This window comes from Peribacillus frigoritolerans (assembly GCF_030676415.1).
GTDB classification, from domain to species: Bacteria; Bacillota; Bacilli; order Bacillales; family DSM-1321; genus Peribacillus; species Peribacillus frigoritolerans_A.
The window spans coordinates 199850-212703 of record NZ_JAUUTW010000003.1; the positions used below are offsets into that span (position 1 = coordinate 199850).

The following is a 12854-nucleotide window of genomic DNA, read 5'->3' on the forward strand; positions in this document are numbered from 1 at the left end:
GTTTCGGAGTTTAAAACATGGGGAGGGATTTTTGATGAAAAAGGTTTTAGTAACGGGGGCTTTAGGTCAAATTGGTTCAGAACTGACGCTGAAAATGAGAGAGATTTATGGAGCTGACAATATCATTGCAACAGATATTCGAAAAACGGATAGCGATGTTGCCCTATCAGGTCCATTTGAGATTTTAGATGTTACGGATGAAAAAGCGATGTTTAACATGGCGAAAAAACATGAAGTGGATACGATCATACATTTAGCCGCTTTATTGTCAGCAACAGCTGAAAAGAAGCCGCTTTTAGCTTGGCATTTAAACATGGGCGGATTGGTCAATGCTCTGGAATCGGCACGGGAACTTGATTGCCAATTATTTACACCTAGTTCCATTGGTGCGTTTGGTCCAACCACTCCTAAAGATTGGACACCGCAAGACATCATTCAACGACCGAATACGATGTACGGAGTGAATAAAGTATCCGGAGAGTTATTATGTGATTATTATCATCATAAATTTGGGGTTGATACGAGGGGTCTTCGATTCCCGGGACTGATTTCGTATGTCACACCTCCTGGCGGCGGAACTACCGACTATGCAGTTGAAATTTACTATGAAGCGATTAAAAACAAGCGATATACTTCTTACATTGATAAGGGAACGTATATGGATATGATGTATATGCCTGACGCTATAGCAGCCATCATTAATTTAATGGAGGCAGACGCCTCAAAATTAAAACATCGCAATTCTTTCAATGTGTCAGCCATGAGCTTTGATCCGGAGCAAATTGCAGCCGAAATTAAAAGGCATATTCCGGAATTTGTCATGAATTATGAGGTCGATCCTGTAAGACAATCCATTGCCGATAGTTGGCCGAATACAATAGATTCAACTTGTGCAAAGGAAGAGTGGGGATTCAAGGCGGAATATGATTTGGAGAAAATGACGAATGATATGTTGTTAAAGCTGAGATTAAAGTCCCTTTTAGTAACAGCATGAATAAACCTGCCAGCCGAATAAAAGAGTTGCAATACTCTTTTATTCGAGTTATTTTATACAGAGGAATTTTAACGTTTAAGAGGTGAGCTGTTATAACCGATAAAAAGTAAGCGCTTTCTATGATACCTTGAACAGAATTAAGAAATAAAATGAAATTTGATAGTAACCTTTCAAACTGTCAGGAATGCTTAAAAGTGAAGAATGATTTTATGAGGCAGCTTTAAGAAAGATTAAAAAAAGTGGAGCCTGCTATATCATTTCTATACTAAATAGGGAGTATATTAAGCATCTTGAATAAAATTTCGACTATTAGTAGTGTAGGGGGAAATGGAATGGCAAACAAAGATTTGAATAGGGAGTTGAAAGGTCGTCATATTCAGATGATCGCTTTGGGCGGAACGATTGGTGTCGGTTTATTTATGGGTTCAGCCAGCACGATCCAATGGACAGGTCCGTCTGTAATGTTAGCTTATGCGATCTCTGGGATTTTTATATTCTTGATCATGCGTGCAATGGGGGAAATGTTGTATTTGGAGCCAAGTACAGGTTCATTTGCAACATTTGGTTATAAGTACATTCATCCATTGGCAGGGTATATGACAGCATGGAGTAACTGGTTCCAGTGGGTTATTGTCGGGATGGCAGAAATTATTGCAGTGGGGACGTACATGCAGTATTGGTTCCCTGATCTACCTGCTTGGATTCCTGGTTTAATCGCAATGGTGATTCTTGGAGCAGCGAACTTAATTTCCGTTAAATCCTTTGGGGAAATTGAATTTTGGTTTGCACTGATTAAAATCGTAACGATTATCTTAATGATCGTTGCAGGATTTGGACTTATTTTCTTTGGAATCGGTAACGGAGGGGAAGCCTTAGGATTATCGAATCTTTGGGAACATGGTGGTTTATTTACAGGTGGTTGGAAGGGCTTCTTCTTTGCTCTCTCACTGGTGGTTGCCGCTTATCAAGGTGTAGAATTAATTGGGATTACAGCTGGTGAAGCAAAAGATCCACAAGAAACGATAACCAAAGCGATTCAAAGTACCATTTGGCGTATTTTAATCTTCTATATCGGTGCGATTTTCATTATTGTAACCGTTTACCCTTGGGATCAATTAAGCGCGATTGGCAGTCCATTTGTTGCGACTTTTGCGAAAGTTGGTATTACAGCAGCAGCTGGAATCATTAATTTTGTCGTAATCACGGCTGCTATGTCTGGCTGCAATAGTGGTATTTACAGTGCAGGACGCATGCTTTACACATTAGGGATGAATGGACAAGCGCCAAAATTCTTTGCGAAAGTATCTAATAGCGGTGTCCCTTTATTCGGTACGTTCGGTGTGATAGTCGGGTTAGCAGTTGGGGTTGTTTTAAGTTATATTGCACCAGAAAATTTATTTGTGCATGTATACAGTGCGAGTGTACTTCCTGGAATGATTCCATGGTTTGTCATTCTGATCAGTCAAATTAAATTCAGGAAAATCAAGAAAGCCGAAATGCACAATCATCCATTCAAAATGCCTTTTGCACCTGTTACAAACTACCTGACCATCGCTTTCTTGGTTATGGTATTAATCGGTATGTGGTTTAATGATGACACACGTATATCACTTATGGTTGGAATAGGTTTTCTGGCTATCGTTGTAATAAGTTATTTCGCTTTTGGAATAGGCAAGCGTGGACAAGCCAATGCTCAGGCAGAGGCTCAGGAAGATAAAGTGGGTTAATCTATCATTCACTTTGGGTTTTGCAAAGGGTTGCTGCGGCAGCCCTTTTCCAATGAAACTAAAAGGGCAGTATAGTTTTAACAAGAGATGATAAAATGGATTAAAATGATTGCTTTATTGTGAAGGGTGAACTTTTTATGTTCGGACTTAAAAATCTTAAGAAAAGGAGACATTGACATTGACAACTTCAAAGAAAAATTTGAGGACCTGCGATAAAGGACACAAGTACTATAAATCCAGCGACTGTCCGACGTGCCCTGTATGTGAGCAAGAACTCAAACCTGACACCGGATTTCTTTCATTGCTCTCGGCACCAGCCAGACGTGCATTGGAAAACAATGGAGTAACCTCTTTACAACAGCTATCAACATATAGTGAAAAAGAGATTTTGAAATTCCACGGTATGGGACCAGCTTCTTTACCTAAACTAAGGACTGCTTTGGAGACAGATGGGTTATCATTCAAAGATTAATCACTTAGTATGATTATACTAACAGGAATGCCTTTTATACCTGCTGGAACCATACATTCATTTTCTTTCTAAAAGATCACAGGGGCTTTTCCGTTAATAAGGGATCAGGAACATCTTTTTTATGGACATCATCCTTGTTAAACTGATAGTAACTCTAAAAAGTGAGGTAACGAAAAATCATGAGTTCCTATACTCCCTATTTTCAATTCAATCGAATAAAGTGGGCATCTTTGCGAAACCATACTCCTCTTCCTTTAACTGAAGAAGAATTGGATAACTTAAAAGGAATAAATGAAGAAATATCCATTCAGGAAGTAGAAGAGGTTTATTTGCCCTTGACTCGTTTGATCAATTTACATGTTGAGGCATCTCAGCAGCTTAACACAGCCACTTCTTCATTTCTAAAAACTGATGCAAAAAAAGTACCTTATATCATTGGAATTGCAGGGAGTGTTGCTGTAGGAAAGAGTACGACAGCAAGGTTGCTTCAGACTTTATTATCTAGATGGGATAATCACAGAAACGTTGGTCTTGTCACTACCGACGGTTTTTTGTACCCAAATGATCTTTTAGAAGAAAAAGGACTCATGAAAAGAAAAGGGTTTCCTGAAAGTTATGATACTCAAAAATTAATCAATTTTATCGGAGATGTAAAAGCAGGAAAAAATAAAGTGGAAGTTCCAATCTACTCACATTTGAAGTATGACATTTTGCCAAATGAAATGCAGACTATCTGTAATCCGGATATTTTAATAGTGGAAGGTGTTAATGTTCTTCAAGTTGACAAGGAAAACCAAGTATTCGTCAGTGACTTTTTTGATTTCTCACTCTATGTAGATGCAGATGTAAACGACATAGAACGATGGTATGTTGAAAGGTTCCTTTTACTTCAAAAGACCGCATTTCAAAGTCCTGAATCCTATTTTCATCGTTATATTAACTTATCTAAGGAACAGGCCATTAAACAAGCGACTCAAATTTGGGAAGAAATTAATTTGAAAAATTTTCATGAAAATATACTGCCGACAAAAGGAAGGGCAAAACTCGTCTTGAAAAAAGGATCAGAACATAAAGTTGAAAATATCTTTTTGCGAAAATAATAAATTTAATGTGAGGATTATGTATTAGAATAATATTTTTTTGTAATAGCAATAAAGTGAGAAATTTTATTTGTAAGGGACAATGCAATAAGTCTTAAAATTAGGAATATTATCAATGATCGTACCTTATATTGGTTTAATTATCAGTAATTATTGGTATTGTTATAATATCTAATAATTGGGTGAAATTTATGATCCAAGTTAAAAAGGTAAGAGTTTAACAATTTCAGGAAGGTTCATATTTTTTAGGGAAATGGTTACAAATCCTTCTAATTTCACTTCTGATTTTGTCAATAAATGTGTATTTTCGTTGCTTTTTCCGATGTGTCAATATTATTTCACTAACAGTTTCTTCCTTCAATAAGGGGAAGTTGCTGAAGAAATCTTTTAATGCGACCATCGGGGCGGATAAGTTTAAGCTAATTTCTTCACAAAATCAATATTTTAACAAAAAAAGTAATAGTAGAATATTTTAATCTATGAAATAATAATAATAGATTATGATATAGTTATAAGGAGACAGAAAAGGTGTGTTCCTTGTTCGTGCCTGGCTTTTTATGACACCTAAGCAGGAGCGCCTACATCTTTTTTGCAAATATAGGGGATAAGGAAGGTTATAATGAGCAACATACAGAAACAAACAGACGTTATCTTAATTGGCGGCGGAGTCATGAGCGCGACTTTGGGATCATTACTGAAAGAGTTAGCACCGGAATGGGAAATCAAAGTATTTGAGAAGCTTGCAAACGCAGGAGAAGAAAGCTCTAACGAATGGAATAATGCGGGTACGGGACATTCTGCACTGTGCGAGCTTAACTATACATCCGAAAAATCTGACGGATCTATAGATATAAGCAAAGCAATTAAAATTAATGAACAGTTCCAAGTTTCATTGCAGTTTTGGTCGTATCTTGTAAACTGTAAGCTGATTGATAATCCGCACGACTTTATCATGCCATTGCCTCATATGAGTATGGTACAAGGGGATCAAAATGTAGCGTTCTTAAAGAAACGTTTTGAAGCGCTGTCAAAAAATCCTCTGTTCCAAGGTATGGAGTATTCCGATGACCCAGCAAAACTGATGGAATGGATTCCACTTATTATGCAAGACCGTCCATCAAATGATTCTATAGCGGCAACAAAAATTGATTACGGTACAGACGTTAACTTCGGTGCTTTAACACGCATGCTGTTTGACCACTTAAAGACTAAAAACGTCGATATCAAATATAAACATAGTGTTGATAATGTTAAACGGGCTAGCGATGGCTCATGGGAATTAAAAGTGCGTAATGTCGATACTGGTAGCGTAGAACGCCATAATGCTAAATTCGTCTTTATCGGAGGCGGCGGAGGAAGCTTGCATTTGCTGCAAAAATCCGGTATTCCTGAAGGGAAACATATCGGCGGATTCCCAGTAAGCGGATACTTCATGGTATGTAATAATCCGGAAGTTGTTGCGCAGCATCATGGAAAAGTATACGGAAAAGCTAAAGTTGGTGCTCCGCCAATGTCTGTTCCGCATCTTGATACACGTTTTATCGACAATAAAAAATCGTTGCTATTTGGACCATTTGCGGGCTTCTCACCGAAGTTCTTAAAAACAGGTTCAATGTTCGATTTAATAACTTCCGTGAAACCGAATAATGTTTTGACTATGTTGGCGGCAGGCGCAAAAGAGATGGCATTGACAAAATACCTGATCCAGCAAGTTATGTTATCGAAAGAACAGCGCATGGAAGAGTTACGAGAGTTCATCCCGAACGCTAAGAGCGAGGATTGGGATTTAGTAGTAGCTGGCCAACGTGTACAAGTTATCAAAGATACCGCTGAAGGCGGAAAAGGTACACTTCAATTTGGTACGGAAGTTGTCAGTGCATCTGATGGCTCGATTGCAGCGTTGCTGGGTGCTTCTCCAGGTGCTTCTACTGCTGTACACGTAATGCTTGAGGTCATTAATAAATGCTTCCCGCAACGTATGAAAGAGTGGGAACCGAAAATTAAAGAAATGATTCCTTCTTATGGAGAGTCACTAATGGAAAATACAGAGCTTCTGCACGAAATTCAAACTTCAACAGCAGAGACGCTTGGTCTGAGCAAAAAAAAAGAGCTAGTTTATAGTTAATTTTTGGATATGGAAGCAACATTGAAATTAAAAACAAAAGAACCTTTAATCTATCTTTGATTGAAGGTTCTTTTTTTGTCTTAAAGCCTATTCAATTAAGGATGCTTATTTGTAGGCAAACTCGAAGAAAATTGAGTTTATGGCTTGTACAATTTGGACGTTGATTGGAACGAGAGTCACTCGCTTTCCGCGGGCGGTCCGGGAGCCTCCTCGGCTTGCGCCTGCGGGGTCTCCCCTAGACGCGCTTTTCCCGCAGGAGTCTCGTACCTTCCGTTCCAATCAACTTAGTTTTAACTTTTAGATAGAACCCTTTTGTCTACAAACTGAGGGATGCTATTATGGCATCCCTAAAAATTTCGGCTTCTAATGTGTATATTTGAATTTATTTGGGAAATGGTCTCTTTATCGCAAATAACGAAAAGCTGTGCATCATCAGGAATTCGTTCGTCTAATTTTTGGTTTATGTTAAGATCACCACGATCTGCTACCAGTGTGGCTCCTTTGTTAAGAAGATCTATAAATGCCTCACGATAGGTTCGCCATTCATCTTGTTTAGGAATCTCATACATAGTTTCATCATACTTTGTGCTCATAAGTTCAGAATACATGTGGGTGACTCCATGAGAAAATAATGATCGTACTGCTGCGTGGGAGATCATTTCTTGTGTAGGAATAAACTCATCCACCTTAACACGCTCGAATAAACGAATATGCTTTTGATTGATCACTTCGGCGGTGACATGAATGGCCGTATTCGTTTTTTCTTCAATGGCCGTTATGGCAGTGGCAACTAATAATGTCTTTCCATCGACAAGTAACGGATCTTTTGTAGCATAATTATCTTGTGTTATTTGGTCAGCAAAAATGATAACGCCTTTTGCTCTAGGCAGATTTGCACGGAGTAATGTTTCTTCATCGGTAGCATCCCCGCGAACATAAAACAGACGCTCCTCCATCATAGGAGCTTTTTCCAAGTTATCAATGATTACAATATCAATGGTTTCATCAGATTTAGAAATTTCTTGGAGTGCTGATTTTGACTTATCACTCCAACCAATCAGAATGATATGGTTTTTACCTGTATATTTCATTTTTCCACCAACTTTACGTTTTTCGATAAGATATACAGATTTAATGGTTTTTCCAATAAAAAGACTAACAAGCCCAATACCTGTGATGTAAAGACCAATGGTAAATGTTTTTCCAAGATCGGTGACCGGTGCATAGTCTCCAAAACCAACCGTAGCAAGCGTTGTAAGAACCCAGTAAACTGAGGTTAAATATGATTCGAACGTCTGTGGCTCTATAGAAAAGGCAACATACGCAGCAACTAATATGTATAAAATGGCAAATGGTATAAAGATTCTACCTCTTAATTTAATCAGGTAATATATTATTTTTTTTACCGTAATTCTCATCATACCCATCCTAGTTTTCAAGTCATCATCGATTAAATTTATATTTCCCCAATTTAACAATTAATTAAACGTAAGTGTAAAAACTATTTTTGCCCAAGTGGGGAGCAAGAAGCATATAAAAGAGAGTTTTCTTTAAATCTGTGACGTTCAGTTCTTTTTTTATGAAAAAAAGGGGCAAAATCGAGGAGAATTCTATTGAGTTTTATCAAATTAATTCAAACCTATGCAGAATAGTGGTATCAGTATGCCCAAGTTTAATAGACTGCACAATCAGTTTTTGCACCAAAACCACAGATTCTGCTATTAAATTTAGCTCTAATTTAATATAGATTATAAAATGAACAATAGTAGATGAATTTTTGTAAATAAATTATAAAATAAACATTAAACAATAAAAATATTACTCGAATTTTCAGTATACAATGAATGTTAAGTAATGAGGGGGTCCATCAAAATGAAAGCGGATACAAAAATAGAAATCATCAAAAGAGCTGGAAGAGGGTGAAACTTTACTTGTCCAATCTGGGAAACCCGTGGTCATTTTTAAAACGCATACCGATGCACCACGCGCGAATTTGCTGAAAATGTGCATTTGTGCAACTGGATTCGTATGGCACAAGAATAAATTTAGTTCCAAGGCTTTTCTTCCCGTATTTGCTGGTTAGGTGCCGGATTTGGATAAATACTGAACGATATGGTGGCAAGCGGAGAACTAAAAGCCCCTATCGTAATTGGAGACGTTGTATTCCCGTTCTATTGCTTCACCAAATCGTGAGACAGAAGCGTTGAGAGGATCGGATGTGGGTATGATGCCAAGAATTTACCCAGCATACAATTATAATAGGGGGAATAATTATGGGATCACCAAATGTGGCGAAAAATACGAAACAAGAAAAGCCGCAAATTCAATCAACTACTAATATACTGAAGTTTATTATATATAGTTTAATAGGAAGTTTTATGTTTTTTATTCCTATTACCATAAATGATGTTTCAAGCATACCAATTGATCATATAGTAACATGGATCAAAGTAACCTTGCCGTCAGCCGTTCCTATTTATGCTCTTATTGTCATTCTATTAGGAGCTGTTTATCCATTTATTTCAAAAAGCTGGAGCAAAGATAAGGTATCAATAGTTTTTTCTTTATTAAAAGTAATAGGTGCTGTTGTTGCGATCTTAATATATTTCAAGATCGGACCCGAATGGTTAATGGCCCCAAGTATGGGTCCTTTCCTTTTCGAAAAACTGGTCATACCTGTAGGACTTGTCGTTCCTTTTGGTGCTCTATTTCTGGCACTTCTGATTGGATACGGGCTTCTCGAATTTTTGGGCGTGCTGATGCAGCCAATCATGAGGCCGATATTTAAAACGCCGGGGCGTTCAGCAGTTGATATGGTTGCTGATTTAGCAGGTAGCTATTCTATTGGTATGCTTATTACGAATCGACTATATAAAGAAGGAAAATACACCCTTAAAGAAGCCGCTATTATTGCAACTGGCTTTTCAACGGTTTCAGCAACGTTCATGATCGTTGTAGCAAAAACTCTCGGGCTTATGGACATATGGTCGCTTTTCTTTTGGGTTTCTTTAGGGATCACGTACCTTGTCACTGCCATTACTGTACGTATTTGGCCATTAAATAAAATGAGCGACGAATATTATTCGGATAATGCGGATCCAGAAGAAGTTATCAAAGAAGGACTTTTCCGAAATGCCTGGAACAGTGCGATGGTGGGAGCAAATAATTCCGTAAGTCTTGGAAGGAATTTATGGGAAAATTTAAAGGACGGTTTTCTTATGACAATGAGCATTCTGCCGTCCATTTTATCCGTTGGTCTCATCAGCCTTGTATTAGCGGAGTATACTCCAGTATTTAATTTACTTGGCTATCTTTTTTACCCATTTACCTGGGCATTACAAATACCTGAACCATTTTTGGCTGCAAAAGCTTCAGCTATAGGAATTGCAGAAATGTTCCTGCCGGCGCTTCTTGTAGTTGAAGCACCTCTGGTAACTAAGTTCATCATTGCCGTGGTATCTGTATCATCGATATTGTTCTTTTCAGCGACGATACCTTGTATCCTATCAACTGAAATCCCGATCAGCATTACGAAGTTGGTTGTAATTTGGTTTGAACGGACGCTCATCACATTAATCATTACTGCACCTATCGCAATATTACTCCTTTAGTACAAATCAACGAATCTAATGGATGAGAACTTAATCGATCACAAATCGAACAGGTGCGTTCGTATTATAAGGTCGGCCAGTAAAAAAATTACTGGTTGACCTTTTTTAATAGAATCTATTATATCAGTAGCCAGGCCAGGACATACGGGAGCGCGGGACATGATCCAGTGAACTAAAATGCCGGGCCCTACTTTCCTCCTCTACTTACTAACCAGTACCCCTAGTCCTCCAAGCAGTGTCTTAGCTTCGCTTGTTATACGAAATCTACGTCCCAACAAGCCTTCCAAACATGTTTCTAACGGGATAGTTAGTTGCATAAGAATGGGGTATCTCCTATTAGGGATCATTAAAAGCACCCTAGTGAAAATTGTCCTCTAATGGTCTTATTTTACAGGTACTGGTGGCATGATCGGCTGTTTTTATAGTGAAGATTCCATATCCTTTTTTTATTTTCCATCACTGAAACAATATTAGGAAAAACATCCATAAAAATTATTTGGAGAAAATATTATTTATTCTAAAAATTCATATTATAATACTTTATTCTTATGCTATATTATAGGGAGAATTATTTATTATCACGTATAATTTAAGAATTGGAGTGATTTGAATGAAGAAACTTGGTTTACTTAGTATGTTTTTGATTCTAACTATCTTTATCTCGGCTTGTGGAACCAATGAAGAAAAAAATGCAGGTGAGGAAAAGAAACCTGAAAAGGTATATAAAGTTGGTGTGGATACGACTTATCCTCCTTTTGAATTTAAAGAGGGGAACGAATATAAAGGCATTGATATTGAATTGATCAATGCAATCGCAAAAGACCAGGATTTTAAAATCAAATTGTCTCCAATGGATTTCGGCGGAATCATTCCGGCTATGCAAGCCAATCAGCTTGATGTGGCCATTGCGGGAATGAGCATTACAGAGGAAAGAAAAAAGGTAGTGGATTTCTCAACACCGTATTTTGATGCAGGATTAACGATAGTTGTTAAAAAAGAGAATACAAGTACTAAAACTGTTAAAGATCTTAAAGGAAAAACCATAGCAGTGAAAAAAGGAACAACAGGTGCTAAATATGCACAGGATAATGCTACGAAACTAGGAATTAAAGTTGTTCAATTCAATGATAGTCCAGCGATGTTCCAGGAAGTGGCCAACGGAAACGCAGATGCCCTTATAGAAGATTACCCGGTTATCTCCTATGCGATCGCCCAAAAAGATCTTGGGTTGAAAATCGTAGGTGACCGTTTGAATGGTGACCAATATGGAATTGCTGTATTGAAAGGGCAAAACGAGGATTTATTGAAGAAAATAAATGATGGTCTTGCCAATCTTAAAAAAGACGGCACGTATGATGAAATTATAAAAACGTATCTTGGTGAATAGATTCATGATCAATAGGCGCGCTTAAGGCGCGCTTTCTTTTTAAAAGGGGTGAAAGGAATGGATATAATTGTTGCGGCATTGCCTATTTTATTAAAAGGACTTCAGGTGACACTTTATATCTTTGTGATTGCCATTATCCTAGGTTTTTTGATTGGTTTAGTGGTGGCTTTGCTGCGACTTGCCCCCATCAAGATCTTGAACTGGATTGCAAAGGTTTATGTGGATGCGATACGAGGGACACCGTTCATCGTTCAGTTATTTTTTATCTATTTTGGTGTGAATTCACTGAATTTGATTTCTTTGGACAGTACAACAGCTGGAATAATTACCGTTGCAATCAATGCAGGGGCATATTTTGCTGAAATAATAAGGGCAGGGATACAATCCATCGATAAAGGACAAACGGAAGCGGCAAGGTCCATCGGGTTCACTAGTACTCAAACAATGAGGTATGTCGTGCTGCCGCAAGCCTTTAGAAGGATGCTCCCTACCATTACGAACCAATCGATCATCAGCTTGAAAGACACTTCCCTATTATCAGTCATTGGTATAGCGGATTTAACCCAGCAAGGTCAGATTCAAGCTTCGGCAACCTTTGAAGCATTCAAGATTTGGCTGGCCGTTGGTGTGATTTATTTTATCATCATCTATTTGTTAACCCTAATTGCTAATTTCATAGAAAGGAGGGTACAAGTTCGATGAGCATCATTACAGTAAAAAACCTGAGAAAATCATTTGGGACTGTCGAGGTTTTAAAAGATATAAATGCAGAAGTGCAGGAAAAGGAAGTAATTTGCGTAATAGGCCCTTCTGGATCTGGAAAGAGTACATTCCTGCGTTGCCTGAATCTCCTTGAGGAAGTTACGGGAGGTGAGGTGGTCATTAACGGACATGATATAACCGATCCTAAAAGGAAAATCAATATAAACAAAGTCCGGCAAGAAGTTGGAATGGTTTTTCAACATTTCAATCTATTTCCTCATAAAACCGTTATGGAGAACATAACATTGGGCCCTATTAAAATTCGTGCCACCGATAAAGCGGAAGCAGGAAGGTTAGCGCTTGAATTATTGGATAAGGTTGGTCTTAAGGAAAAGGCAAATAGTTATCCAGGGGAACTTTCCGGCGGACAAAAACAGCGGGTCGCCATCGCAAGGGCATTAGCGATGAATCCGAAGATCATGCTATTTGATGAACCGACTTCGGCCCTTGACCCTGAAATGGTCGGCGATGTTTTGGAGGTAATGAAACAACTTGCTAAAGAAGGCATGACAATGGTCGTTGTTACGCATGAAATGGGCTTTGCCCGGGAAGTCGGGGATCGGGTCATATTCATGGATGGAGGATATATCGTGGAAGAAAATGAGCCGAATGAATTATTCGGTAACCCTCAGCACGAAAGAACCAAAGCATTCTTGAGCAAAGTGCTTTAACGGGA

At 38.2% G+C, this 12854-nt stretch carries 10 protein-coding genes and 1 pseudogene; 10 read left to right on the top strand and 1 reads right to left on the bottom strand.

Translation table 11 applies throughout. The features are described from left to right. Nucleotides 1-34: 34 nt before the first annotated feature. The 5 genes from Q8G36_RS04690 (at nucleotide 35) to Q8G36_RS04710 (ending at nucleotide 6418) form a co-directional block, all read left to right on the top strand. The gene (locus Q8G36_RS04690; protein ID WP_305159198.1) at nucleotides 35-994 is read left to right on the top strand and encodes an L-threonine 3-dehydrogenase; all 960 of its coding nucleotides are present in this window, start codon (nucleotides 35-37) and stop codon (nucleotides 992-994) included. 332 nt (nucleotides 995-1326) lie between these two features. Then, nucleotides 1327-2721 carry an amino acid permease gene (locus tag Q8G36_RS04695; RefSeq protein ID WP_305159199.1) on the top strand — a complete coding sequence of 465 codons (1395 nt, stop codon included), beginning with the start codon at nucleotides 1327-1329 and terminating at the stop codon, nucleotides 2719-2721. Nucleotides 2722-2899: 178 nt separating this feature from the next. Further along, the gene (locus Q8G36_RS04700) at nucleotides 2900-3193 is read left to right on the top strand and encodes an RNA polymerase alpha subunit C-terminal domain-containing protein (RefSeq protein WP_305159200.1); all 294 of its coding nucleotides are present in this window, start codon (nucleotides 2900-2902) and stop codon (nucleotides 3191-3193) included. 179 nt (nucleotides 3194-3372) lie between these two features. Next, nucleotides 3373-4293 (top strand): type I pantothenate kinase, encoded by a 921-nt coding sequence (gene coaA, locus Q8G36_RS04705; RefSeq protein WP_305159201.1) that lies wholly within the window; start codon nucleotides 3373-3375, stop codon nucleotides 4291-4293. A gap of 619 nt (nucleotides 4294-4912) precedes the next feature. Continuing rightward, the gene (locus Q8G36_RS04710; protein WP_305159202.1) at nucleotides 4913-6418 is read left to right on the top strand and encodes a malate:quinone oxidoreductase; all 1506 of its coding nucleotides are present in this window, start codon (nucleotides 4913-4915) and stop codon (nucleotides 6416-6418) included. Between the two features lie 347 nt (nucleotides 6419-6765). On the opposite strand, the gene Q8G36_RS04715 is transcribed toward Q8G36_RS04710, so the two are convergent. Then, nucleotides 6766-7836 carry a potassium channel family protein gene (locus Q8G36_RS04715; RefSeq protein WP_305159203.1) on the bottom strand — a complete coding sequence of 357 codons (1071 nt, stop codon included), beginning with the start codon at nucleotides 7834-7836 and terminating at the stop codon, nucleotides 6766-6768. A 521-nt stretch (nucleotides 7837-8357) separates the two neighbouring features. On the opposite strand from Q8G36_RS04715, the pseudogene Q8G36_RS04720 reads away from it, so the two are divergent. From Q8G36_RS04720 to Q8G36_RS04740, 5 genes and pseudogenes are all read left to right on the top strand, one after another. Next, nucleotides 8358-8636, top strand: a pseudogene (locus Q8G36_RS04720) (urocanate hydratase); the annotation flags it as partial. 55 nt (nucleotides 8637-8691) lie between these two features. Beyond that, a complete protein-coding gene (locus Q8G36_RS04725) occupies nucleotides 8692-10029 on the top strand; it encodes a YjiH family protein (protein ID WP_305159204.1) in 1338 nt (445 codons plus the stop codon). A 610-nt stretch (nucleotides 10030-10639) separates the two neighbouring features. After that, nucleotides 10640-11416, top strand: coding sequence for a transporter substrate-binding domain-containing protein (locus Q8G36_RS04730; protein ID WP_137017804.1), 777 nt, complete (start codon nucleotides 10640-10642; stop codon nucleotides 11414-11416). Between the two features lie 57 nt (nucleotides 11417-11473). Then, on the top strand, nucleotides 11474-12118 hold the full coding sequence (locus tag Q8G36_RS04735) for an amino acid ABC transporter permease (RefSeq protein ID WP_305159205.1): 645 nt from the start codon (nucleotides 11474-11476) through the stop codon (nucleotides 12116-12118). Next, entirely contained in the window at nucleotides 12115-12849 is a 735-nt protein-coding gene (locus Q8G36_RS04740) for an amino acid ABC transporter ATP-binding protein (RefSeq protein WP_305159206.1), read from the top strand. Before Q8G36_RS04735 ends, Q8G36_RS04740 begins: the two co-directional genes overlap by 4 nt. The last annotated feature ends 5 nt before the right edge of the window (nucleotides 12850-12854 follow it).

Excerpts from the sequence above, each read along its gene's own strand:
- Q8G36_RS04715 (WP_305159203.1), bottom strand. The coding sequence starts at position 7,836 with ATGAGAATTACGGTAAAAAAAATAATATATTACCTGATTAAATTAAGA.
- Q8G36_RS04735 (WP_305159205.1), top strand. The coding sequence starts at position 11,474 with ATGGATATAATTGTTGCGGCATTGCCTATTTTATTAAAAGGACTTCAG.
- Q8G36_RS04730 (WP_137017804.1), top strand. The coding sequence starts at position 10,640 with ATGAAGAAACTTGGTTTACTTAGTATGTTTTTGATTCTAACTATCTTT.
- Q8G36_RS04725 (WP_305159204.1), top strand. The coding sequence starts at position 8,692 with ATGGGATCACCAAATGTGGCGAAAAATACGAAACAAGAAAAGCCGCAA.
- Q8G36_RS04695 (WP_305159199.1), top strand. The coding sequence starts at position 1,327 with ATGGCAAACAAAGATTTGAATAGGGAGTTGAAAGGTCGTCATATTCAG.
- Q8G36_RS04690 (WP_305159198.1), top strand. The coding sequence starts at position 35 with ATGAAAAAGGTTTTAGTAACGGGGGCTTTAGGTCAAATTGGTTCAGAA.
- Q8G36_RS04740 (WP_305159206.1), top strand. The coding sequence starts at position 12,115 with ATGAGCATCATTACAGTAAAAAACCTGAGAAAATCATTTGGGACTGTC.
- Q8G36_RS04710 (WP_305159202.1), top strand. The coding sequence starts at position 4,913 with ATGAGCAACATACAGAAACAAACAGACGTTATCTTAATTGGCGGCGGA.
- coaA (WP_305159201.1), top strand. The coding sequence starts at position 3,373 with ATGAGTTCCTATACTCCCTATTTTCAATTCAATCGAATAAAGTGGGCA.